Here is a 23,348-nt window from a genome sequence, read left to right as displayed (position 1 = left end):
GCCGCCCACTCAAAAAGGGCGACCTGAATGACAAACGCTCCGCTGCTCGAGATGAAAGGCATTGCCAAACGCTTCGGCAACACGAAGGCGCTTAATGGCATCGAGCTCGTACTCAATCCCGGCGCGGTTCTCGGCCTGGTCGGCGAGAACGGCGCAGGCAAGTCGACGCTCATGAAAATCCTCTCTGGTGCATATGCACGCGACGAAGGCACCATTTCTGTCAGAGGTAAGGTGGTCGATCTGAACAATCCCAAAGACGGGTCCAGGGCCGGCATCGCGATCATCTACCAGGAGCTGAGCCTGTTTCCGGACTTTGACGCCGCCGAAAACATATTCGCGGGCAGGGAGCTGCGCCACGGGCGTGCAAGTGCATCACCGCTTGACCATTCGGCCATGCGGGCAGCCGCCTCGCGTATCCTGAAGGGCGAGTTAGGCGTGGACGTACCTCTCGACAGGCCAGTTCGAGAGCTTAGCCTCTCGCATCGGCAGATGATCGAGATCGCCAAAGCCATTAGCAGCAACGCCGACATCATCATCATGGACGAGCCGACCGAAGCGCTCGAGGAGGTCGAACGCAAACAGCTGTTCGCCATCATCAAGAAGCTTCAGCAGGCCGGTAAAGCTCTCATATATGTATCTCACCGGATCCAGGAACTCCTCGGCATCGTCAGCCGCGCGTTGGTCTTGCGCGATGGCAGCGCGGTCGCAGACCTGCCCGTATCGGAGCTCGACGTAGACAAGGTCGTCAGTGCGATGATCGGCGGCTCTCTCGCAAAACAGTTTCCTCCCCGCGTCCCGGCAAGGTCCGAACCCTCGTTGGACGTTCGCGGTTTGACGAAAAGGGGTGTCTTCGAAGACATCACCTTCTCGGTAGCCCAGGGTGAAATCCTCGGCGTCACGGGTCTCGAAGGATCAGGCAAGAGCGCGCTCCTGCGGGCGATCTTCGGGCAGATCCCGCATGAGACCGGCTCGATTCTGATCGACGGAAAGCAAGCGGCGATTTCGGACCCGACGGACGCTATTCGTCAACACGTCGCCTTCTTGCCCGCCGAACGTAAAACCGAGGGGATTTTTCCACAACACAATGTCGGCTGGAACCTCTCTATCGCCAACCTTCGAACGCTCGGCAAAATCACGTTGATGCCGAAAAAGGAGCGCGAGATTGCCTCCGGCTACATCGCCAAGCTCGGCGTGAAATGCGACGGCCCCGGTGCCGACATCACATCGCTGAGCGGCGGTAACCAGCAAAAAGTCATGCTTGCTCGCTGGCTGCTCACCCAGCCAAAGGTGCTCATGCTTGAGGAGCCAACGCGTGGCGTCGACGTGCGTGCCAAGGCCGAGGTCTACACCCTCATCCAGGCTGCCGCGAAAGACGGCTGTGCTGTCATCGTGGTGTCCGCCGACAACGCGGAACTGCTTGGATTGTGTCACCGGGTCGCGGTCATGTTCGAAGGACGAATCTCGGCGGTCGTCGATGCTGCGACCTCCAAGGAAGAAACACTCGCTCTTCATTCGGTAAGGCCGCCGCAAGGCCATCATCTTCAGGGAGGTACCCATGGCTGATATTGCAGCTACACGCCCGCGCTCGCCCCTTACGCTCGCACTCAACGGCGGCAATGCCGGCGTTTATCTGGCCTTCGTCGTTCTTCTGGTGGCGCTCGGCTTTGCCGCTCCGCGGTTTTTCACCTTTGGCAACTTGACTGACGTTCTTCGTCAGGCGGTCCCCATTGCCGTGATCGCGTTTGGAGCGACCTTTGTGATCGGGATGCGGGGCATCGACCTCTCCGTCGGTTCGACACTCGCGCTGAGCGGTCTTGTGACCGCAAACCTGATTGTGCTTGGCTATCCCGTTCCTCTGGCATGCGCAGGCGGGATTGCGGTCGGTGCGGTGATCGGACTGGTGAACGGAATCCTGATCACCAAGGTCGGGATCACGGACTTTATCGCCACAATGGCCATCATGGTCATCAGCCGCGGTATCGTGATGGTCTACACTCAGGGTATTCCGATCGTCGGAGCCTCCGACCCCGCCTTCCGAATGATCGGCCAGAGCTATGCCGGCGGTGTTCCTGTTCCGGTCATTCTGACCGCCATCGTCTTCGCGATCGCCTTCTACCTTCTCTATTACACGCGTTTCGGCCGTTTCGTTCTCTCGATCGGCAGCAATCCGGACGCTGCCCGGCTGGTCGGCATCCCCACGGACAAGGTCAAGATCGCCGTTTACGTGCTGGTCGGGGTCCTCTCGGCCTTCGCGGGCATTCTGCTCACCTCGCGCCTTGAAGCCGCCATGCCTGAAGCCGGCCAGGGGTACGAGCTGGATGTCATAGCTGCCGTCGTAATCGGCGGAACGGGTTTGTCTGGCGGACGCGCCACTCTGTTTGGAACTGCCGTGGGTGCCGTTTTGATGGCGGTCGTCCGCAACGCGCTCAACCTGCTCAACGTGAACACCTTCTGGCACCAAGTCGTCATCGGCACGATCATACTGATCGCCGTGGCAGCCGATCGTTTCAGTCGCCGTCAAAAGGCCTGAGGAGGCGATAATGAAATATATCGAGCTCCGCAAGTCCGTTCTTGACGCAAATGCCGCGCTCTACGACCGCGGTCTCGTCATCTCGACGTTCGGTAACGTCAGCGCTATCGACCGCGCAAAGGGTGTTGTCGCCATCAAACCGAGTGGCGTTTCCTATAAGGCAATGCAGGTCGCAGATATCGTTGTAACCGACCTCGATGGCAATATCTTAGAGGGCACGCTGCGACCATCGTCTGATCTCGATACGCACCTGGAACTCTACAAAAGCTTCAAGTCTATCGGTGCCGTGGTCCACACGCACTCGTTCTTCGCGACGGTGTGGGCCCAATCCGGCCGGGGTATCCCTGCCATGGGAACGACCCATGCCGACTATTTCAACGGAACGATCCCCGTTACTCGCAAGCTGCGCGACGACGAAATCATAGACGGTTACGTCCGCAACACGGGCAAGGTCATCGTCGAGGCACTCGGAAACAATGCGCCGCTCTCCGTCCCCGCAGCCCTGGTTAACGATCACGGCCCCTTCTCCTGGGGCAAGGACGCAGCCGACGCCGTTCATAACGCGGAGATGCTCGAGGCTGTCGCCAAGATTGCCTTCCACGCCCGGCAACTGAACCAGGACGATCCAGAAATTTCCGACGCTTTGCTGGACCTCCACTATCAACGCAAGCACGGCCAGTCGGCGACCTACGGCCAGCCAGACAGTTCCAAGTAGGATTATCATGTCGATTGTAGCAGGAGTTGATTTCGGAACCTTGAGCGTGCGGGTAACGCTAGCTGATTCCGAGAAGGGTTCCCTTGGAACCTGCGTCGCGGAATATCCTCTCGAGCGGCGTCGTTCCGATCCCGACCTGGCAACGCAGTCCCACGTAGATCATATGGAAGCGCTTGTGCTGGCGATGCATCGAGTGATGGACGAATGCGGCGTAGATTCCAAGGAGATCCGTGCGATTGCGGTCGACACGACGGGGTCCTCGGTGTTGCCTGTCGACAAAAATATGCAGCCTTTGGGGGACTACTACCTCTGGTGTGACCACCGCGCCAAAGCGGAAGCCGAAGAGATAACGGCGATGGCGCACGACATGCACATTGAAGCAATTGAATGGTGCGGCGGAACCTATTCCCACGAGTGGGGCTTTGCCAAGCTTCTCCACTGGATGCGCCACAACCCCGACCAGCGCGAGCGCTTTGGGACCGCCGTGGAACATTGCGACATGGCAGCCGCGGTCCTCACCGGAGTGACCGACACGGCTCGCATGGTGCGCAGCGTCTGCGCCATGGGACACAAGTGGATGTGGAACCCGAAATGGGGTGGCTTGCCCTCGCAGGCTTTCTTGTCCCGCGTCGATCCGCTTTTCGACGGCGTGCGCGAGAAGATTGGCGGAACATATCAGACCTCTGCTTCGATCGCAGGTGGGCTCAGCACATACTGGGGCGAACGACTCGGCCTGACCGCGGGGATACCAGTTCCCACGGGTGCGTTTGATGCCCATTGGGATGCAATTGGCGCTGGCTGCCGTCTGGGGGACGTCGTCAATGTGATCGGTACGTCGACCTGTATCATTGCCGTTAGTGAACGTGTGAAGCTAATCCCCGGTGTTTGCGGCGTCGTCCCAGGGAGTGCACATCCAGACCTTGTGGGAGTTGAGGCAGGCCTGTCTGCGACAGGCGACCTGTTCGACGCAATAGCACGACGTGCCGGCACGACGGTGTCCAGGCTCGCTGAAGGCCTGGAAAGCATCGAAGGCGGAAAGACCGGTCTGATGCGTCTCCCCTGGGACAACGGGGACCGGACGGTTCTCGTCCGCTCCGACCTTGGTGGAATGACGCTTGGCTGGCATCTCGGCCATACAGCGCAGGACGAACTGTATGCCGCGATTGAAGGTACGGCTTTCCACACACGGGTTGTCCTGGAGCGGATGGAGCAGCACGGCGTTCCAGTCAACCGCGTCATTAATGGGGGAGGTATCCCGCAAAGGAACGACATCCTCAACCAGATCTACGCCAATGTTATAGGCAAGCCCATATTGGTCCCCGACGGTATTCCGACCGGTCTCGGTTCGGGAATATTCGCCGCTCTTGCATCCAAAGATCATGGATCAATCGAGAGCGCTCAGGCAGCCATGTGCGTGGGCTACAGAAAGTTTGAGCCTGATCCGAGCACGCGCGGACGTTATGAGACCCTCTATCAGCTGTTCAAGCAGGTCTATATGGGCTTTGGCACCTCGAGCCTCGCAGACTTCTCGCAAGTTCTCGGAGACATCAAGCGGATTGCTGCAGGTGAGAGTATTCGGTCCGAGTTTGGCCACCGTGCCGCGCGCAAGGTAGCATTGCTATGACCCGCTGTGCTCTTAGATCAGATGTCTATGGATCGAGAACGTGATGACGTCACTTCCATCCATTCGTGCAATACAGTCGTTCGTCGCAGCCGGCAGAAAGGGTTCATTTCTCGAGGCTGCTGCCCAGCTGCAGCTTACTCCCTCGGCGATCAGCCACCAAATCAGGCTGATGGAAGACGACCTTGGGGAAAAACTCTTTCACCGCATTGGAAGGAACGTGTCGCTCACCGAGATTGGCGAGCGATACCACCGTGATCTTTCAGAAGCGCTTTCGATGATTGAGCAGGCGACCGATGAGGTGTGCCGGCGCAACAGCGTCGACGTCCTGAGCGTCGGCTGTGCTTCAAGTCTGGCTTCGCTATGGCTTATGCCAAGATTGCCTCGGTTCGAAGAATTGTATCCCTCGATCGAAATCAGGCTTCTGTCTACATCGGATCCTGCAAAATTGTCCGATGGCTCGGTCGATGTCGATATCTGCTACGGCAGCGCTCCTCGACTGGGCTCTATCGCGGCGGAGGAGTTCCCCCTTGAGACAATCGTCGTAGCCTGCTCTCCCGAGGTGGCGAATGGCGAGCGGCCCATACGCAAGCCATCGGATCTGGTGGGCCACACCTTGATCAAGTCGGAGCAGACGCTTTACAGCTGGCAACAATGGGCGAAGGACCACGGCTTGGCGATTGACGTCAATCGCGGCGCTCGATTTCGCGATGCGTTTATGGCGATCGCGACCGCTGTCGAAGGACGCGGCGTGTGCCTGGAGAGCTACCGGCTTCTTGAACGGGATGTGGAAAGAGGTAACCTCGTCCTTCCGTTCGGGATGACAGGCCCCAACCTTCGTTGCCACACGCTCACATATGTCCGCTCGCGGCTCAGATCAGAAAAGGTCAACGCGTTCAAGCAATGGCTGGAAAACGTATGGCTGGAAGACACTGCCTCGGCTGAAATGCGGGCGCGAGGCTGATCGAACCTCTGACGGGCAGCAAGATCGTCCGGCGTTCTTTAAAACGCCGAGACAGCAATATGCGTGATGCCCAACCTTCTCTTAGCCATGCCTCGAGATTTTTTGAAGTTTTTGCGATTGCGAGGCGAGCGGCCACCGAGCACGATATGCGCCGTCTTCTGTCCTTCTCACCAGTCTATGCGCTGACGACTTCAAGGCCATAGCTGTAGGACCGTGTCAGATCGCGCTCCGGGCGGCGCTATCCGCGACTTAAGAGCCCGCAAGTCTATGGCTGTCAGACACGACGAGCAGGCAAAGCTGTCGCGAAGAGATCAATTGAGGCTCGCAGCTCTCAGACAATCTGGATTGATATTAAGAGCGAATGCCTCCATATGTAGAGAATGATTTAGCGCGGCGTGAGCCGATTTCAGGTGTTGGCGGGCGATGCAGACGGACCTACAGATATCCAGACAAAGTGCGACGTTGCGCGTAAAAGTTGAGGAGACTCTCCGTCAGGCGATAGCCAGTGGGCGATTTAAGCCCGGCCAGCGACTGGTAGAGCGAGAACTTTGCGAAATGCTGGGCGTCGGCAGGACCTCGGTTCGCGAGGCAATGCGACAGCTCGAAGCTGAAGGCATTATCACAAGCTATCCCCATAAGGGACCGGTCGTCAGTACGATCACCTACGAGGAAGCGCAGCAACTCTATACCGTTCGGGCTCTTCTTGAAGGATTCGCGGGCCAGCAGTTCGCTGAGCATGGCACTGCCGCCGACATAGCGACACTTCTAGCCGCGGTGGTCGAATTCGAAGCCGCTGCCGAAAGTGGCGTCGGTGCGCGCCTCATAGATGCGAAAAACGCGTTTTACAACTGTTTGATGGACGGCAGCAAAAACGTGTTCGTAAGGCAAATGCTGACAGCTCTGCATAATCGGATAAATCTCCTTCGAATGACAACCATGACGCAACCGGGACGGCTTGCGCACAGCATTGCCGAAATTAGGGATATTGCGAACGCAATCCAGAATCGCAACGGGCCGTTGGCGGCGGCGGCCTGCAAATTCCATATCGACCAGGCTGCCAAGGTCGCACTTGAATACCTCCGGAAGAACGCAGCGCCAGAAACTTAAAATTTCGATTGACAGATTGTCTGATAATCTTTTTAATCCTCTCTGAAGGAAGGCGGGTTTCATTGCTCGCACGCGTCCGGAGGAAAAAATGTCATCGACACTCAACGCAACGCGCGTGGCCTTTATAGGGCTGGGCGCGATGGGCCAACCTATGGCTCAACATCTCATTTCGGCGGGCTTCGATGTCGTCGGTTTCGACCTCTCGAAAGATGCCAGGATAAAGCTCGCTGATGCGGGCGGGCGAGCCGCCGAAACGATTTCTGACGCCATGGTCGGGGCCAGTTTCGTGATCACCATGCTTCCGAACGGCAAGATCGTGCGCGAGGCGCTGCTGGGCGAAAACGCCTGTGGCGGCCTGAAGCAGAATGCCGTCGTCATAGACATGAGTTCGTCTGCTCCAAACGACACAAGGGAACTCGGTCTCGAACTTGCTTCTCGTGGCCTTCGGCTGGTTGACGCCCCGGTCTCCGGAGGCGTCAAGCGCGCCGTTTCTGGCACCTTGACAATCATGGCCGGTGGGGAGGATGCTGATATCGAGGAGGCCGAGCCGCTGCTGAAGGCAGTGGGACAACAGGTGTTCCGGACGGGGCCAGTTGGCTCGGGTCACGCGATGAAAGCGATTAACAACTTCGTATCCGGTGCAGGTGTGCTGGCGGCGATCGAGGGTGTCCTTCTTGGACGCGCCTTCGGCCTGGAGCCGGCGACGATCGTCGATATTCTCAACTCGTCGTCTGGAAAGAACAACGCCACCGAAGTGAAGATGAAGCAGTTCATCCTCTCTGAGACGTTCGGGTCGGGATTTGCCATTGGCCTGATGGCCAAGGATATCCGCATCGCCGCCGATCTCGCCAAGACGCTTGGTCTTCGCCTCGATGCTCTCGCCAGCACGGCAGACGCCTGGGATGCTGCACAGAAGGCGCTAGGCCCATCCGAGGACCACACCCGTATTATCCGATACGTCGAAGATCACAATTAGCCTCGGAAACTCGCGAACTCGGGCGAAACAGACAGATTGTCTGATAATCAGTTGATCTTGTCGTAGACAGTAAAGCTAGGAGCGTTGTCGAATGACCGCCACGAAAGAAACGAAAGTGAAAACACACGGCAAGGAGCGGCCTGTCCCTTCGAAACAGTTCGCTCAAGGGCTGGCGACGCGTCGTGAAGTCATGGGCGATGCCTATGTCGACGCAGCACTCGGTAAGGCGACCGACTTCACCTGGCCTATGCAGCAGCTCGTCACTGAGTATTGCTGGAACGAGATCTGGAATCGACCAGGCCTCGACAGGCGCGCGCGGTCCATTCTGAACCTTGGCATGATCTCTGTCCTCAATCGTCCGCATGAGCTCAAGGGCCACGTGCGCGGCGCGATCAACAACGGCCTCACCAAGGAGGAAATCCAGGAGATTTTCCTGCAGGTCGCGATCTACGCCGGCGTACCGGCGGGCATCGACAGCTTCCGAAACGCCCAGGAGGTCTTCAACGAAATGGGCATCTGAAGCCGCCGCCGCTGGGCGTGGCGGAAAATTTTGAAAGGCGTGGATCGGCCGCGCCGTTTTAACCAGGGAGGAGCCGAACTTGGCCATCGATCTCGAGAAGTTCAAAAAACTGGCGCTGGAGGACTTCGAGTTCAAGCGCGAAACCCGTTATCTCAACGGCATTATCAAATGCGATTTTCCGAGCCGCAGCGTCGCACTCCACTTCGAAGACGGCAAGATGGTGAAGGTCGAAGAAGCCGCCTACGACGACGAGAAGTGCAAGATCGTCATCCGGGGCACGGGTGAACAGTGGGACGCGCTTCTCCAGAAGAAGCCGCGGCCGTTTTATCAGTGCCTGCAGTCGTCAAACATCAAACACGGTCTGTTCCTTAGCAACAATAACGAAACCTTCGCGTATCTCCCTGCGCTCAATCGCATGACGAGCCTGATGCGCGAAGCCCGCCCGGAAGGAGTAGCAGCATGACCAGACATGATCCAATCACGGGCCGTTACGTCTACCTGACGATCGAAGGCATCGAATATCGCGTCTATTACGAGGAAGCCGGAGAGGGCATTCCCTTGCTTGTCGGTCACACGGCGGGCTCCGACGGCCGCCAGTACCGCCACACGCTCTGCGACGAAGACGTGACCAAGAACTTCCGCGTTATCGCGTTCGACTTGCCCTATCACGGGAAGTCTCTTCCTCCACACGGCGTTCGCTGGTGGGAGAAAGAGTACAACATGACCAAGAAGTTCATGATGGATTTCCAACTGGAACTCTCTAAGGCCCTTGGTCTGGACCGCCCCGTTTATATGGGTAGCTCGATGGGCGGACATCTTGCTATCGATCTGGCGTCGAATTACCCCGACAACTTCCGCGCTACTATCTCCGTCGAAGGGGCACTGCGCTCGGCTGCCGAATATGTCGATGTCGGCATGGCAGGCATTAGGAAAGAATTCGACAACCCAAACGTGAACCGCACCTCCATCGGCGCGGCCATGATGCTCAATATCTCGCCCTACTCACCAGAAGCCAATGTCCGCGAAATCCAGTGGGAATATAGCTGCGGCGGTCCGGGCGTCTTCGCAGGTGACCTCTATTACTACTACTACGACCACAATGTCTCACCCGAAGAGGCGAGCAAGATCGATACGTCGAAGTGCATGCTGTACTTCCTGACGGGCGAATACGATCCGAATACCTCCCCGGCCGACACCAAGATCGCCGCCGATCTCGTCAAGGGCAGCAAGTTCTGGACGATGGAGAAGCTCGGTCATTTCCCGGTCACCGAAGACTACACCGAGTTCAGAAAATACCTGCTGCCGATCCTCGAGGAAATCCGGCAGGCATCCGCAACCAGGGCGAAAGTCGCCTGAAACAATCTCTTGGGAGGAGCATCCAATGAGACGGAGTTTAACCGGAACCATGGGGGCGCTGATCGCGGTCAGCGCCCTGACGACCACGGCCTGGGCTGACGGCGTCGACCAGCTCCCCGCCAACGAGAAGAAAATCTACGAGGTCGTCGACCCGCAGGTTCCGCTCGGAGCGAGTGCCTACAAGGACTTCAAACCGAAGAAGGGACCGCCCTGGAAGATCGGCTACGCCAGTAGCTATGCCGGCAATACGTGGCGCGCAGCGGCCCTCGATGCCGTCATGAATGACCTCTTGCCGCGCTCCAAAAAAGCGGGGCTCGTATCTGAAGTCGTGGTCACTCAGTCCGACCTCAAGGACGCCGTCCAGATTCAGCAGATGCGCCAGATGGTTGATGATGGTGTTGATGCCATCATCATCTGCTGCTCGAACGTCACCGCTCTCAATCAGACGATCGAGTACGCCTATAAGGCAGGCGTTCCTGTCTTCTCGTTTTCGGGATACGTGACGTCGCCTTACGCGATCAACGGCGCTGCCAATCACGCGCAGGGCGGCGGCGAGATGGCGATCTGGCTCGCAGACAAGATCGGCAAGAAAGGCAACGTGCTTCTCGTGTCGGGCATCCCTGGCTTCGCCTCATCCGACAGCTTCGACAAGGCCGCCAAAGACGCGCTGGCAAAGTATCCCGACATCAAGATTGTCGGCGAAGTGGCTGGCAAGTGGACCGACCAGGTAGCACAGGTCGAGGTGCAGAAATTTTTGGCGACGAACCCCATCCAGATTGACGGTATTCTGACACAGGGCGCGCAGGAGAACGGCGTGTTGAACGCCATGCTCCAGTCGGGCCGCGACATGGTGCCGATTACGCTGGGCGGCGAGGCTTCGGCGGCATGTTACTGGCGCCAGAATCCGGAATGGATCGATGCCGGCTTCCATATCTGGCCGCCGCGCCGCGAGATGCAGCAGATGTGGGAGATCATGCTTCGCACGCTCGAAGGGCAGGGGCCAAAGGTGCAGTCCTTCCTGCGCCCAGTCCTGCCGTTCACAATCGATGACGTTCGCGCCGCGATCCCCGAGGATTGCGATTTGAACTCGACTGATTTCGTCGAACCGAAGGCGGACGGATGGTTCCCAAGTGCGATTGCCGACCAGTACTTCGAGCGTCCTGCCGATCCCTGGAAGCCGGTAGCCCAGTAAGCCGGATCCGCCCGGTGGCTTAACCGCCGGGCGGGACCTTGGATGATCGTAAAAGCCGCCTTGGCGGACGTTGCGGGTGGGAGGTCTGCGATGGACAGCGAGATAACAGTCAGAATGATAGATGTCGCCAAGGCGTTCGGGGAGACGAGGGCACTCAAGAAGTGCGACTTCGAGGCCCGCGCCGGAGAGGTGCACGCCATCGTCGGCGAGAACGGCAGCGGCAAGAGCACGATGGCCAAGATCATGTCGGGCGTTTTGCACCCGGACGCAGGCAAGGTCACGATCCTGGGTGAAAAGGTTGCCTCGCCCGTCGACGCCAAGCGGGTCGGCCTGACCACCATCTTCCAGGAAGTACTGGTTGCCGACGAGGCCAGCGTGTTCGAGAACCTCTATGTCGGTCGTGACGGTGTCTTTCGTTCGCAGTCGACCGGCGATCGGCGGACAGAAGCGGCTGAAATCGTGGCGCGGCTCGTCGGAAAATCCGTAGACCTCGATCAGCTGGCAGGCAGCCTCCCACTCAGCATCAAACAGTGGATCGTCATCGCCCGGGCTATCCTTCGCAAGCCGCAGGTGCTGATTCTCGACGAATCTTCGGCCGCGCTCGACCTCGACTCGACCCTCCGGCTCCATGCGGAAATCGACCGCCTTCGTGCCGAGGGCGCGACGATCCTCATCGTCACCCACCGGATCGCCGAACTCGTGCGTATCGCCGACCGTGCGACGATCCTGCGTGATGGGATAACTGTCGGTACGCTCGGAAAGGACGAGATCACCGAGGAAAACCTGCTGTCCATGATGACGCCGGCAGATCGGCGCGCCAGCGATGCGACAGAATACGCCTCCCGAAAGAAGCCGCTCTCGGCCCCTCTAATACTAACTGCGACTGGTCTCGCCGCGCACCGGTCGGCGCGCCTGTTCGATTTCGACCTTCCCAAGGGGAGCATCGTCGGCGTGGCCGGGCTTGATGGGCAGGGGCAGGACGCTTTTATCCGCGCCTTGGCGGGCATCATCCAGCCGTTCGGTGGCGAGGTGAAGGTCCGCTCGGTGGATACGGACAAGATGGTCCCGCTGCGATCGCTCGACGATGCTGCAAACCTCGGTGTTTCCTACGTCTCCGGGGACCGCAAGCGCGAGGGTATTTTCCCGCAACAAAGCATCTTCGAAAATCTCGCCATCGGTGTCTACAGGAAGAAGCTCGGCCCCCTGGGTGTGATCCGCAAGCCCACGCTGAAACCGATGTTCAAGCGCGAAGTGGATCGTCTGCGCATCAAGATCGGCAGCCCGTCGAACAGGATCACCTCACTGTCGGGTGGCAACCAACAGAAGGTGCTCATCGGGCGCGCCTTCGCAAACGATCCCCAAGTCATCCTCCTGAATGACCCCGCCCGCGGCGTCGATCTCGGCACCAAGCGCGACCTCTACCGCGAACTCCGCCTGTTTGCTGAAAAAGGCGGCAGTGTCATCTACCTGTCGACTGAGATCGAGGAGTTCATCGGGTTTGCCGATCGCGTCGACGTGTTCTTCGGGGGAACGTTGTTTCGATCCCTGACCGGCGAGGAAATCGCCGAGGCACCAATCCTCGCCGCTATGTTCGGGAAAGCCCGGGACGCTTCCGTTGATTTCGATCTGGAAAGGACCGCATGATGTCTGCAACCGCTTTCCGTCAAGTCACGCAGGACCGCTCGCTGTACGTTCCGGCCGGGCTTTTCCTTGTCCTCCTTTGCGCCGTCGCCTTCCGTGGCCAAGGTCTGTTCACGAACAATGGTCTGGCCGGAGCCATTCTGGTTGCAACGCCGCTGATCCTCACCGCGCTCGCGATAACACCGATCGTCATGGCGGGCCGCGGAGCCGTGGACCTTTCCGTCGGACCGCTGATGGGCTTCGTCAACGTCACGCTCATTACGTGGCTGGTCGGCAACGGCATCACGCACCCTGTGGCCATCATTGCCTGGGCGGTGGGATTGGGAGCGGCGTTCCAGTTGGTGCAAGCGCTCGTGATCATCTACGTGCGCGTCGCGCCCATCATCGTCACGCTCTCCGGTTTCCTCGTTCTGTCGGGCGTCAACCTGATGGTCATGTCGCGTCCCGGCGGTGTCGCTCCAGACTGGATGCTAAGCTGGGGCGCGGGAACGAGCGTATTTTCGCCTGTCCTGTTGCTTCTGCTCGGCGCTTTCGCAATCTGGGGCGTCCTGAGGGGCACGATGTTTTACCGCAACCTGCGGATGACAGGCGCTGACGAGCGGATGGCCTATACCAGTGGTGTGCAGGTCGACGTCGTGCGCATCATCGCCCATATGGTCGGCGGCGTTTTTGCCGGGCTCGCCGCATTGAGCTACACCGCGCTGATCTCATCCGGCGACCCGACCCAGGGCAGCACCTACACGCTGCAAGCGGTCACGGCGCTGGTCCTTGGCGGCGCCAGTCTCTCCGGGGGGCGCGGCGGTGCGCTCGGCTCGACGCTCGGCGCGATCAACATGTTCCTCATCTCGTATCTTCTGTCCACTTTCAACTTCGGTACGGTTTCGGGCTTCGTTACGCAAATGGCCTTTGGCCTGATCCTCGTTGGATCACTTCTCGTGAACGTCTTCGTCATCAGCCGCCGCACTGTCGCGTGAGGGAGTAAGGAAATGATCTCCACTGTCTTGAACACAGAAATCGGCGCGGCCCGTGGCGCCAGCCCTTTGCGCAAGCACAAGAGTATTTCGATCGGCTTTTGTCTCCTTGCATGTCTGCTCATTCTTGGAGCGCTGCTCGTGCCGGGCTTCGTGTCGCCGCAGAACGCGCGATCGATCCTCCTGCTCGCCGCCTTCCTGGGGCTGGCGTCTGTCGGGCAGACGCTCTGCGCGCTCGTTGGAGCGCTGGATCTTTCCATCCCATACATCATCGGTGGCGCCAATATCCTGCTTCCAAGCCTCATGGTGGCGGGTCTTCCGGCGCCCGTCGCCATGATCGTCGTGCTCGTCCTTGGCACTTTGGTCGGGGCTTGCAACGGCGCCCTCAGCTTCCGGCTGCAGGGTCAGGCGCTGATCATGTCGCTCGGCCTGGGTTTCGCGGCCGTCGGGGCGGTCCAGATCTACACCTCGCTCGGATCGCAGTTCGGCGGTACCGTCTTTGCGCCCGTCCCCGGATGGCTTCGCAACCTTTCGGCGTTCAACGGCAAGTTCTTCGGTCTGCCGTTTCCACCGGTTATCGTCATATGGGCTTTCATCGCCGTCGCCCTGGGCTGGATAATGCACAACACCTGGTTTGGCCGGAGCCTCTATGCTGTTGGCGGGAGCCGCACGGCCGCCGCCCGCCTCGGAATCTCGGAATTCAAGATCTGGACAGTGATCCACAGCGTCAGCGGGGCGATGTCGGCACTCACCGGAATGCTGCTCCTCGGTTTCTCCGGCGGCGGTTTCGTCGGGGTCGGTGATCCCTATCTGTTCACCACCGTGGCGGCGGTCGTTATCGGCGGAACATCTCTTCTAGGTGGTGCCGGCGGGTATGGAGCGACCGTCCTCGGCGTCCTCGTGCTTACTGTCCTGACCTCGCTTCTCGTCGGCCTGGGGCTCAGTTTCCCGGCACAACAGGCCGTCGTAGGGCTGCTGATCGTCCCCATGGTCGCGATCTACGCCCGCTCACCACACATCCGTAATCAGATTTGAACGTTGCATCGAAAGGAATATCAATGGCTATCTCCACCGCTCTACTGGATCGCCTGAAAGACCCCTCCCTGGTACGCGAGGAAATGCTGGTAGGAGGCGACTGGCGAAAAGAGGGCGCGAGCGGCAAGACGATCCAGGTCCACAATCCCTCGACTGGGGACGTGATTGCGAGTCTCCCGAGCGCAGGACTCCAGGACGTCCGCGAAGCCATCGACGTCGCCAAACTCGCCCAGAAAAAGTGGGCCGCACGATCGGGCAAGGAACGTGCCGGCGTCATGCGGAAGTTCTTCGACCTCGTCACGGCCAACACCGAGGACCTCGCGATCATCCTGACGTCCGAGATGGGCAAGCCTCTGGCCGAGGCACGCGGCGAGATCGCCTACGGCGCTTCCTACATTGAATGGTTCGGGGAAGAAGCCAAGCGTGTTTACGGGGACACCATTCCGGGGCATCAGGCCGACAAGCGCCTAATAGTCATCAAACAGCCCGTCGGCGTGGTGGCGGCCATCGCGCCCTGGAACTTTCCTTCCGCCATGGTCTGCCGCAAGATCGCCCCGGCGCTGGCATCCGGCTGCGCCATCATCTTCAAGCCGGCCGCCGAAACCCCATTGTCGGCCCTTGCTCTTGCCATCCTCGCTGAGCGTGCGGGAATACCCGGCGGCCTGTTCAGCGTCCTGCCGACAGACAACGCCCGGATGTTCGGTGAAGAAGTCTGCTCGAACCCCGTCGTCAAGAAGCTGACCTTCACAGGGTCTACCGAGGTCGGGCGCATCCTGATGGCGCAGGGCGCACAAAAGATCATGAAGCTCAGCCTCGAACTCGGCGGCAACGCTCCCTTCATCGTCTTCGACGATGCCGACCTCGACGAGGCCGTGGAAGGAGCGATGCTGTCCAAGTTCCGCAATGCCGGCCAGACCTGCGTTTGCGCCAACCGTCTCTACGTCCAGAGCGGGGTTTACGACCGCTTCATAGAAAAACTGGCGGCGCGGGTTTCCGCGCTCAAGGTCCTTGACGGGTTCGAGGATGGAGCCACCATCGGTCCGCTGATCAACGAGGATGCAGTAGCGAAGCTCTACAGCCACATCGATGACGCTGTCGGTAAGGGTGCGAAGGTCGTTGTCGGCGGCGCAAGGGACGAGCGTGGTGGCACCTTCGTCCAGCCGACGCTTCTCTCGGAAGCCACAAAGGAAATGAAGGTCGCACGAGAGGAGACCTTTGCGCCGCTCGCCCCGGTCTTCAGGTTCGAAACGACAGACGAGGTCATTGAACTGGCCAACGACACCGAGTTCGGTCTCGCTGCCTACTTCTACGCCAACGACCTTCGAAATGTCTGGAAGGTTACGGAGGCCCTGGAGTACGGGATGGTCGGCGTCAACACCGGCCTGATCTCGACGGAGGTCGCACCGTTCGGCGGCGTCAAGCAGTCGGGGTTCGGCCGCGAGGGCTCGAAATACGGCATGGATGACTTCCTTTCGATGAAATACGTCTGCATGGGCGGCATACAGTCGTAGTCCAACGGTTGGTGGCGCGTCTTAAGGCTCGCCACCCGCAATGTTTTAGCTGGTCACGGAGGCCCGATGACACATTCTGCAGTAGGCGGGGAAACTCTTGGTCAAGACCGCGCCGACAGCCTTCAAAAAGAGGCGGTCGACCGCGAGCAGGACCCGGCCGATCACGCTGCCCAGGCGAACGTCGAGGGCAGAACGGCAATGGAACGTCGGAACGTGCGGAGAGAGGCAGGCGCTAGACTCACCTTTGTGCTGGGTCTGTCTGCTTAAGGCTCGCGTTGACGCAACGTCTGATGACCCATCTCGATAGTTTCGTAGGTATTTTTCGACGGGACGAGGACAGCGCGCCACCGGCCACTCGCTGGCAAGATCATCACCGGTTGTCTGGCATTTTCCTGGTGGCACGTTGACGCAAGGCGCACGTGTCGGGACGCTCGTGCCTGCCCGCCCCAGTGCTCTTATGACTCAAGGGCAGCATCAGTTGAACCTCACTTCACATTTGCAGATTCTGCAATGGCTTGCGGCCGTCAACTGCCGCAAGGCCCTGATGCGGCGGTCACAGATCGCCGAGAAACTGCGCCGTCGCAGACTAATATTTTGACCTGGAAGAGCTCACTATCGTTACCGCGACTTGGTCGCGTTGCAATGATGAAACGGTGTTGCGCCTCACACCTGCGTTCCAGAGTGTCCGGGCGAGACCGTGACGACCACGGCCCCGCCGGACGTTGCCTTGGGAGGCTGACTTCTGGACAATGTTCGTGACGGGAGCTTAGTGCTTCATGCGCAGGATCGGCTTGATGACCTTGCCGCTCTCGGAATCGGCCATTGCCTCGTTGATCTGGTTGAGATCGTAGAACTGGACGAGCTTGTCGAACGGGAACCGTCCCTGCTGCCAGTATTCGATGAGCTCGGGTATGAATTTGGAGGGAATGCTCTGGCCTTCGACCACACCGACGAGCGTACGGCCGAACAGAAAGTTGCCGATATCGACGATCCCTTCCGTTCCGAGCGCGGACGATCCGACCAGTCCACAGGTTCCTGGGGTGCCGAGGCAATCGACCGCTTGGCGAAACACCTTCGGCGAGCTCGTGCATTCGAGACTGAAGTCTGCGCCTTCGGGAATGATTTCCCTGATTGCCTTGACGCTATCCCCATTGCGGGCGTTTATGATGTGGGTTGCACCCAGTTCAATCGCCAGTTCGAGACGTTCATCGTTAAGGTCGATCACGATGATGGTCGAGCATCCGGCGATCTTCGCCGCCATTACGGCTGCCATGCCGACCGCACCCGCGCCGAACACTGCAATGGAAGATCCCGGTTGGGGCTTGAGGCAGTTGAGAACCGCTCCGGCGCCCGTTTGCAGCCCGCAGCCCAGCGGTCCCATGAGTTCGAGCGGAACATCTTTGGAAACCTTGACCGCATTGCGCTCGCTGGCGATGGCGTAGGTGGCGAAAGAAGACTGCTCGAAGAAGCACCCGCTGATCTGGGTACCGTGTGAATCATGTAGCGGGCAACTGCCATCCGGCCGGGTGCCACGGAAATTTCTGCCGAAAAAGTCTTCACAATAATAAGGCGTGCCTCCCCGGCACTTTTCGCATTTCCCGCAATATGCGTAGCTTAGAGCCACGTGGTCACCGGGCGAAAGCCCTTTTACATCGGCCCCGACCACTTCCACGACGCCGGAGCCTTCATGGCCGAGAACCACGGGCTGCGGTACGTCATATCCTTGGTCGCGAACAACCATGTCGGTGTGGCAGACACCGCTCGCCACGATCCGGACGAGGATTTCGTCGGGGCGAGGTTGATCGATCCCGATGCACTCCAGAACAAGAGGCTTTGCCTTTTCGCGCGAAATTGCAGCGTATGCTTCTTTCATAAAATGACTCCTTAAGTGCGCGCTCGGCCGGTGGGTGACACTTGTAGGCGTTAGCAGACAATCAGTCAATTATCTTCAGTGAACGAAAATGCTCGCTGAGGCCAATGCCAACGCGCTACACGGACATGTAAAGAAACAAAGCGATGTAATATCAATTGCTTCCTCAGGGTATGCGGCCGATCTAGATCTTGGCCCGAATTGTTGGCTGAACTGGAATTTGCTTGACAGATTGACTGAGTCTGACGTGACGTTCATCGAACGCTCCGGCTGACGGTAGCGCCCGTATTTCCTGCGCCTCGCAGCCTCATTTTCCGGGCAATGGTAGCGATAATGGCGCCAAACTTCCTTTTCATGAACCTCGCCGGCGAGGCGCGGTCTGCTGTGTTCCCTGTTGCGCGCTCGTGGGGTGAGGTGACGGACGGTTGCTTTGTCTTATTGCTATATCGAACCGAGCCGCAATAAAAGAACAACTAAATCAGCGTGATAACACAGACGACACGTCGAAAATCCGAAATTCAAGATACTTTATTGACAGATTGTCTGCTTATTCATAATGATGCGATCTGCCGTTTGGGGAGAATTCGGCGATGGCTGGAAGATAACGGCGCTCCAGGTCGCAGACAAAATGGCCGCGTTGGGTGGCAAGAGGAGGAGAATTCTGATGAAAAGACGTACATTCCTGCAGACGGGCAGTGCCTTGATTGCAGCGGGCGCGTTCGGAATACCGGGCATCCTGCGGGCAGACGATACTATCGCCCTGCTGCCCGACACTTGGCCGTCCGAAGGGGAAAACCCCGTCGTCGAAGCTGGTAAGTTCGCCAAGGCAGGTCCCTGGAAGATCGGTCACAGCCACTATGGCCTGGCCGGTTCAACGCACACCTATCAGACCGCGTTCGAAGCCGAATACGAGATTAGCAGGAACAAGGCCCGTGTCGCAGACTATCAATTCCGAAGCGCCGACCTCAACGCCTCAAAACAGGTCGCCGACATCGAAGATCTGATCGCACAAAAAGTCGATGCAATCATCATTGCGCCGCTTACAACAGGCTCGGCCGTGGAAGGCATCAGGAAGGCAAAGGCCGCCGGCATTCCGACGGTCGTCTATCTCGGTCGCGTCGACACCGAGGATTTCACGGTGCAGGTCCAGGGCGACGACTTCTACTTCGGTCGGGTGATGGCTCAGTTCCTGGTCGACAAACTAGGCAACAAGGGAAAAGTGTGGGTGCTGCGCGGCGTCGCCGGGCATCCGATCGATGCTGATCGTTACGCCGGGGCGATGGAAGTCTTCAGCAAGTCCGGTCTCCAAATCACCTCAACCCAGCACGGCAGCTGGTCCTACGAGGACTCAAAGAAGATCGCCGAAAGCCTCTATCTCTCTGATCCCGATGTCGCCGGGGTCTGGACTGACGGCGCAAATATGTCGCTCGGGGTCCTGGACGCGCTGCAGGAAGCCGGGGCTTCCACCATTCCACCGATCACGGGAGAAGCCCTGAACGGATGGATGCGTCGTTGGAATGATGAAAAGCTCTCTTCGATCGGGCCCATTTGCCCTCCGGCTCTTTCGACGGCAGCCCTGCGTGCGTCCTTCGCGCTTCTCGAAGGCAAGCCGATCCAGCGCAACTGGACCAACCGGCCCAAGCCGATCGTCGACGAAAATCTTGCACAGTTTTACCGCTCCGATCTCACGGACGCTTACTGGGCCCCGACAGAAATGCCGAATGAGAAGCTCCTCGAGTACTTCAAGGCCTGACGCATTGAGGGCGCGGACAAGCGCGCCCTCTTCACCCTCGCAGATGGAAGTGTTCATGAGTATGCTTGTCGAGATGGTCAGCATCAACAAGTCCTTTGGTGCGACCAAAGTCCTGTCGAATGTTCAATTTTCGCTTGAACGCGGCTCCGTCCACGCGTTGATGGGCGAGAACGGGGCGGGAAAATCCACGCTGATGCGAATTCTGGCCGGCGTCTATCAACAGACCGCTGGACGCATCCGTCTGCGAGGAGAAGAGGTGACCTTCCGGTCCCCCAAGGAAGCGCGTCTCGCCGGGGTGTCGACAGTGTTTCAGGAGTTCACCCTGATCCCCAATCTCACGGTCGCCGAAAACATGTTTCTTGGACACGAACCGCGGCGTGCCGATGGGTCGATAGACACCGCCGAGGTCGTCGAGCGATCCCGCAAGCTGCTTGCCGACGTTTTCCCTCAACTGGACGCGACGGCGATTGTGGAAACGCTGACGGTTGCCCAGCAGCAGGCAGTGGAAATCGCCAAAGGCCTGACATCCAATGCCGATGTCTTCATTTTCGATGAACCGACCGCGGCACTAAACTCAACGGACGTCGCTCATCTCTTCAAGGTCATCCGCGATCTGAAGGCGCAAAACAAGGCTGTCGTCTACATCTCGCATCGGATGAACGAGGTGTTCGAACTGTGCGACACCATCACCGTCATGAAGGACGGGGCTTGGGTAAAGACAGCCAGGGCAGAAGACTTTAATCTCCAAACGCTCGTGGCAACCATGGTTGGACGCGAACTTCAGAGTTTCTTTCCGCCGAGGGCACAGGCCATTGGATCGCCGATGCTCGTCGTGGCAGGGCTTCGTCTCAATGACCATGGCCCGCCAGTCGGTTTTTCCGTACGCACGGGCGAGATCATCGGGCTCGCCGGGCTGGAGGGCCAGGGGCAGCGTGAAATCATGCGTGCGGTCGTCGGGGTCGAACCCGCCGCAGCTGCGAGCGTCCAGCGTCGCCGCGACGACAGCATGATCGATGTGAACGTATCCTCAGGCTTTTCGAGTGCCATCTCAGCGGGCATTGGTTTCATTCCTGAAGACCGCAAGCAGGAAGGCCTGTTTCTTCGGCTTCCGATCTACGACAACATCGCACTTGGCAAGCAATTGAACCGGAACATGGCGAGCGTTGCATGGCGTTCCATCTCCAGGGTTCACGATGTCATAAAGTCGCTCCGTGTTGCGGCTGCCGACCCCGCCTCGCCCGTCGGCAAACTTTCGGGCGGAAACCAGCAAAAGGTGCTTCTGTGCCGCTGGCTGCTTTCGGGGGTCGATATCCTTGTCATCGAGGAGCCGACACGGGGCGTCGATGTCGGCGCGAAAGCGGAAATCTACAAGCTGCTTCGCGATTTTGCCGATCGTGGCGGTGCAGTGATCGTCTCGTCGCGCGAGCACGCCGAACTGATCGGGCTGTGTGACAACATCCTGGTCGTTCACGACAAAAAGATCGTCGGGCAGATGCCCGCGCTCGATGCCACAGAGGAAACCATCCTGGGAACCGCACTAGGTTCGAACTTCGCGCACGATCCGCGCGCCGCTGTTCATTGAGGAGGATACATGAATACCATCGCAAACTTCCTGAAGACTCCTTACCGGGCGGGTGCGATCCGGCTGTCGATCGGGACGCTATTCGTGCTGGTGGTCGCCTCGGTCATCCTGCTTCCAGAATTTCTGGCGCCGGAGAATCTGTCGAACCTGCTGGCCCAATCTACTGTTCTTGTCATTTCTGCGCTCGGCCAGACCTTTGTGATCCTGACGGGCGGCCTGGACGTTTCCGTTGGTTCGATCATCAGCGTGACGACCACGATCATGACACTCGACATGCCAGAGGTTGTCCGTGTCGTGCTTTGCATTGCGGTTGCGATCGCATTCGGACTGGCCAACGGATACGGCGTAGCCAGGCTTAACGTCCACCCGATCATCATGACCCTGGCAACCATGGGGATCGGCCAGGGACTGGCGCTTATCATTCTCCCGATCCCCGGCGGGAAGGTGCCTGATTGGCTGTCGGCGTCAGTCGCGGGTTCGGTCGGGCCCGTGCCGAACTCGCTGCTCTGGCTGATCGCCGCCACCGTCGTTGCTGCCTGGATGCTTTATCGCAGGCCGTTTGGCCTTTACCTGTTCGCTTCGGGGGGTAACGATTTCAATGCCCGCATGAATGGCGTCCCGGTCGAGCGCACAGTCATCAAAGCCTACATCCTGTCGGCGCTATTTGCTTGTGCTGCCGGGATGTTCCTCGCGGGCCGCCTTGCCTCAGGCGATCCCAAGGGGGGTGCCACCTTCGGAATTGAATCCGTTACCGCAGCAGCGCTCGGGGGTGTTCACCTAGCTGGCGGTATCGGTAGCATCCTCGGCACTGTCGCCGGCGCGGCTATCCTCGGCATCGTCAACAACGTGATGAACCTCGCCAACGTCTCGGCATTCCTCCAGTCGGTCGTGAAGGGCCTTCTGCTGCTGGCACTCGTCGTTTCGCAGCGTCGCAAAACGATCGGACTTTGAAAGAGATGGACCTCTCGATGACCACAGCAGATGCGAAAATTGAGACGCCATCCCGCACTCTCACCGCCAAGCGCACACTTTCCTGGGTGCTCGGCTTGCCCCCGGCATATTACGTGCTCGCAATCCTGATCGCTTTGGCCCCCGCGGTAAGTGCGACGCTGATCAATCCGAACTATTGGTTCGTGATCCTGAAACAGTCAGCGCCGCTCGGGATCGCGGTGCTGGCGCAATCTCTTGTCATGCGGGTGCGTTCGATTGATCTCTCGGTCAGTGGCGTGTTTGCTTTTTCGATCTATCTCGCCAGCTCCGGGCTCCTCAACAGTTACCCGCCCTTCGTCACGGTCCTGATGACGATCGTCATCGGCCTTGCCGTCGGTCTGATCAACGGCGCCCTCGTGGCCTATGTCCGCGCCTCCGCGGTCATCGCGACGCTGAGCGTATCGGCGATCCTCATCGGGATCGTCCAGTTCATGAGTTCCGGCCGTGCACCGGGTTCGACACCAAGCTGGCTTCGCGTCCTGACGAGCGGGAACATCTACGGCCTGTCTTACTCCGTTATCGTCTGGATCGGGATTTCCGTGGTCGTCGCACTAGCGTTCCGCTTCCTGATCCTCGGGCGCTACTTCCGCGCTGTCGGCGACAATCCGAGGGCGGCGGAGATAACAGGCATACCTCTGGCTCGAACGATTTTTTTCTCGCATACGCTGGCGGGCACGCTGACGGGCATCGCCGCCCTGGTTCAGGTGTCTGCGCTGGCCGTTGGAACGATCAAGCCCGGCTTCGACACCTTCATGAACGCTCTCGCCGCGACGATTCTCGGTGGGGTGACGTTCGGCGTCGACCGCGGCGGCGTCGCGGGGCCTTTCGTGGCGGTCGTCGCCTTCAGTTTCCTATTTGCGATGTTGACCGTGTTCGGCATCCAGGAGCCCGGCAAGCTTATCGTCCAGGGCGGGATCATCGCTCTTGCGGCGATCATTTACGGCGCACGCGTCGGTCGCGTCTAGCCCGCACAGGATGCCAGACAGGTCATTCCCGGTGTCAACGCGGGAGAAT

Annotated in this window: 20 protein-coding genes; 19 read left to right on the top strand and 1 reads right to left on the bottom strand. The window is 59.1% G+C overall.

The genetic code is table 11. The annotated features are described in order from the left end of the window. Positions 1-27 precede the first annotated feature (27 nt). The 15 genes from GA0061101_RS21480 (at position 28) to GA0061101_RS21410 (ending at position 16,139) form a co-directional block, all read left to right on the top strand. Entirely contained in the window at positions 28-1,563 is a 1,536-nt protein-coding gene (locus GA0061101_RS21480) for a sugar ABC transporter ATP-binding protein (RefSeq protein WP_092574852.1), read from the top strand. Further along, positions 1,556-2,530 carry an ABC transporter permease gene (locus tag GA0061101_RS21475; RefSeq protein WP_028753496.1) on the top strand — a complete coding sequence of 325 codons (975 nt, stop codon included), beginning with the start codon at positions 1,556-1,558 and terminating at the stop codon, positions 2,528-2,530. The genes GA0061101_RS21480 and GA0061101_RS21475 overlap by 8 nt, the downstream gene beginning before the upstream one ends. 10 nt (positions 2,531-2,540) lie before the next feature. Continuing rightward, positions 2,541-3,245 (top strand): L-ribulose-5-phosphate 4-epimerase AraD, encoded by a 705-nt coding sequence (gene araD / locus GA0061101_RS21470; RefSeq protein ID WP_028753495.1) that lies wholly within the window; start codon positions 2,541-2,543, stop codon positions 3,243-3,245. Between the two features lie 7 nt (positions 3,246-3,252). Further along, positions 3,253-4,869, top strand: coding sequence for a ribulokinase (locus tag GA0061101_RS21465; protein WP_028753494.1), 1,617 nt, complete (start codon positions 3,253-3,255; stop codon positions 4,867-4,869). 43 nt (positions 4,870-4,912) lie between these two features. Continuing rightward, entirely contained in the window at positions 4,913-5,830 is a 918-nt protein-coding gene (locus tag GA0061101_RS21460) for a LysR substrate-binding domain-containing protein (RefSeq protein ID WP_013984691.1), read from the top strand. Between the two features lie 423 nt (positions 5,831-6,253). After that, complete coding sequence (locus GA0061101_RS21455; protein WP_015341888.1) at positions 6,254-6,937, top strand: GntR family transcriptional regulator; 684 nt, start codon at positions 6,254-6,256, stop codon at positions 6,935-6,937. 88 nt (positions 6,938-7,025) lie between these two features. Next, positions 7,026-7,913: an NAD(P)-dependent oxidoreductase gene (locus tag GA0061101_RS21450; protein ID WP_028753493.1), complete on the top strand. Its 888-nt coding sequence runs from the start codon at positions 7,026-7,028 to the stop codon at positions 7,911-7,913. Between the two features lie 91 nt (positions 7,914-8,004). Then, a complete protein-coding gene (locus GA0061101_RS21445) occupies positions 8,005-8,433 on the top strand; it encodes a carboxymuconolactone decarboxylase family protein (protein WP_004129705.1) in 429 nt (142 codons plus the stop codon). A 79-nt stretch (positions 8,434-8,512) separates the two neighbouring features. Further along, positions 8,513-8,896: a hypothetical protein gene (locus tag GA0061101_RS21440; protein ID WP_028753492.1), complete on the top strand. Its 384-nt coding sequence runs from the start codon at positions 8,513-8,515 to the stop codon at positions 8,894-8,896. Beyond that, positions 8,893-9,789 carry an alpha/beta fold hydrolase gene (locus GA0061101_RS21435; RefSeq protein ID WP_004129697.1) on the top strand — a complete coding sequence of 299 codons (897 nt, stop codon included), beginning with the start codon at positions 8,893-8,895 and terminating at the stop codon, positions 9,787-9,789. Before GA0061101_RS21440 ends, GA0061101_RS21435 begins: the two co-directional genes overlap by 4 nt. Before the next feature lie 25 nt (positions 9,790-9,814). Beyond that, positions 9,815-10,981 (top strand): ABC transporter substrate-binding protein, encoded by a 1,167-nt coding sequence (locus tag GA0061101_RS21430; protein ID WP_028753491.1) that lies wholly within the window; start codon positions 9,815-9,817, stop codon positions 10,979-10,981. Positions 10,982-11,071: 90 nt separating this feature from the next. Then, positions 11,072-12,625 (top strand): sugar ABC transporter ATP-binding protein, encoded by a 1,554-nt coding sequence (locus tag GA0061101_RS21425; RefSeq protein WP_028753490.1) that lies wholly within the window; start codon positions 11,072-11,074, stop codon positions 12,623-12,625. Then, a complete protein-coding gene (locus GA0061101_RS21420; RefSeq protein WP_015341892.1) occupies positions 12,622-13,596 on the top strand; it encodes an ABC transporter permease in 975 nt (324 codons plus the stop codon). Before GA0061101_RS21425 ends, GA0061101_RS21420 begins: the two co-directional genes overlap by 4 nt. Positions 13,597-13,608: 12 nt before the next feature. Then, entirely contained in the window at positions 13,609-14,628 is a 1,020-nt protein-coding gene (locus GA0061101_RS21415; protein ID WP_004129685.1) for an ABC transporter permease, read from the top strand. A gap of 23 nt (positions 14,629-14,651) precedes the next feature. Beyond that, positions 14,652-16,139: an NAD-dependent succinate-semialdehyde dehydrogenase gene (locus GA0061101_RS21410; protein ID WP_015341893.1), complete on the top strand. Its 1,488-nt coding sequence runs from the start codon at positions 14,652-14,654 to the stop codon at positions 16,137-16,139. A 766-nt stretch (positions 16,140-16,905) separates the two neighbouring features. On the opposite strand, the gene GA0061101_RS21400 is transcribed toward GA0061101_RS21410, so the two are convergent. Then, positions 16,906-18,012: an NAD(P)-dependent alcohol dehydrogenase gene (locus tag GA0061101_RS21400; RefSeq protein ID WP_004129670.1), complete on the bottom strand. Its 1,107-nt coding sequence runs from the start codon at positions 18,010-18,012 to the stop codon at positions 16,906-16,908. 661 nt (positions 18,013-18,673) lie between these two features. Between GA0061101_RS21400 and GA0061101_RS21395 the strand changes: the two genes are divergently transcribed. From GA0061101_RS21395 to GA0061101_RS21380, 4 genes are read left to right on the top strand one after another with little or no spacing between them, the layout of a single operon-like run. After that, positions 18,674-19,762, top strand: coding sequence for an ABC transporter substrate-binding protein (locus tag GA0061101_RS21395; RefSeq protein WP_004129668.1), 1,089 nt, complete (start codon positions 18,674-18,676; stop codon positions 19,760-19,762). 55 nt (positions 19,763-19,817) lie between these two features. Beyond that, a complete protein-coding gene (locus tag GA0061101_RS21390; RefSeq protein ID WP_028753489.1) occupies positions 19,818-21,344 on the top strand; it encodes a sugar ABC transporter ATP-binding protein in 1,527 nt (508 codons plus the stop codon). Between the two features lie 9 nt (positions 21,345-21,353). Then, the gene (locus tag GA0061101_RS21385; protein WP_004129665.1) at positions 21,354-22,295 is read left to right on the top strand and encodes an ABC transporter permease; all 942 of its coding nucleotides are present in this window, start codon (positions 21,354-21,356) and stop codon (positions 22,293-22,295) included. A 5-nt stretch (positions 22,296-22,300) separates the two neighbouring features. Next, complete coding sequence (locus GA0061101_RS21380) at positions 22,301-23,299, top strand: ABC transporter permease (RefSeq protein ID WP_028753488.1); 999 nt, start codon at positions 22,301-22,303, stop codon at positions 23,297-23,299. Positions 23,300-23,348 lie beyond the last annotated feature (49 nt).

The sequence above is a fragment of the Martinezella lusitana genome (assembly GCF_900094565.1).
GTDB classification, from domain to species: Bacteria; Pseudomonadota; Alphaproteobacteria; order Rhizobiales; family Rhizobiaceae; genus Rhizobium; species Rhizobium lusitanum.
Note: the sequence above shows the minus strand (reverse complement) of the source record. Positions and strands in the feature narration are given on the sequence as shown.

Coding starts and splice junctions, on each gene's coding strand:
- GA0061101_RS21475 (WP_028753496.1), top strand. CDS start 1,556: ATGGCTGATATTGCAGCTACACGCCCGCGCTCGCCCCTTACGCTCGCA.
- GA0061101_RS21460 (WP_013984691.1), top strand. CDS start 4,913: ATGACGTCACTTCCATCCATTCGTGCAATACAGTCGTTCGTCGCAGCC.
- GA0061101_RS21480 (WP_092574852.1), top strand. CDS start 28: ATGACAAACGCTCCGCTGCTCGAGATGAAAGGCATTGCCAAACGCTTC.
- GA0061101_RS21455 (WP_015341888.1), top strand. CDS start 6,254: ATGCAGACGGACCTACAGATATCCAGACAAAGTGCGACGTTGCGCGTA.
- GA0061101_RS21425 (WP_028753490.1), top strand. CDS start 11,072: ATGGACAGCGAGATAACAGTCAGAATGATAGATGTCGCCAAGGCGTTC.
- GA0061101_RS21415 (WP_004129685.1), top strand. CDS start 13,609: ATGATCTCCACTGTCTTGAACACAGAAATCGGCGCGGCCCGTGGCGCC.
- GA0061101_RS21420 (WP_015341892.1), top strand. CDS start 12,622: ATGATGTCTGCAACCGCTTTCCGTCAAGTCACGCAGGACCGCTCGCTG.
- GA0061101_RS21435 (WP_004129697.1), top strand. CDS start 8,893: ATGACCAGACATGATCCAATCACGGGCCGTTACGTCTACCTGACGATC.
- GA0061101_RS21385 (WP_004129665.1), top strand. CDS start 21,354: ATGAATACCATCGCAAACTTCCTGAAGACTCCTTACCGGGCGGGTGCG.
- GA0061101_RS21410 (WP_015341893.1), top strand. CDS start 14,652: ATGGCTATCTCCACCGCTCTACTGGATCGCCTGAAAGACCCCTCCCTG.
- GA0061101_RS21450 (WP_028753493.1), top strand. CDS start 7,026: ATGTCATCGACACTCAACGCAACGCGCGTGGCCTTTATAGGGCTGGGC.
- GA0061101_RS21395 (WP_004129668.1), top strand. CDS start 18,674: ATGAAAAGACGTACATTCCTGCAGACGGGCAGTGCCTTGATTGCAGCG.
- GA0061101_RS21400 (WP_004129670.1), bottom strand. CDS start 18,012: ATGAAAGAAGCATACGCTGCAATTTCGCGCGAAAAGGCAAAGCCTCTT.
- GA0061101_RS21465 (WP_028753494.1), top strand. CDS start 3,253: ATGTCGATTGTAGCAGGAGTTGATTTCGGAACCTTGAGCGTGCGGGTA.
- GA0061101_RS21430 (WP_028753491.1), top strand. CDS start 9,815: ATGAGACGGAGTTTAACCGGAACCATGGGGGCGCTGATCGCGGTCAGC.
- araD (WP_028753495.1), top strand. CDS start 2,541: ATGAAATATATCGAGCTCCGCAAGTCCGTTCTTGACGCAAATGCCGCG.
- GA0061101_RS21445 (WP_004129705.1), top strand. CDS start 8,005: ATGACCGCCACGAAAGAAACGAAAGTGAAAACACACGGCAAGGAGCGG.
- GA0061101_RS21380 (WP_028753488.1), top strand. CDS start 22,301: ATGGACCTCTCGATGACCACAGCAGATGCGAAAATTGAGACGCCATCC.
- GA0061101_RS21390 (WP_028753489.1), top strand. CDS start 19,818: ATGAGTATGCTTGTCGAGATGGTCAGCATCAACAAGTCCTTTGGTGCG.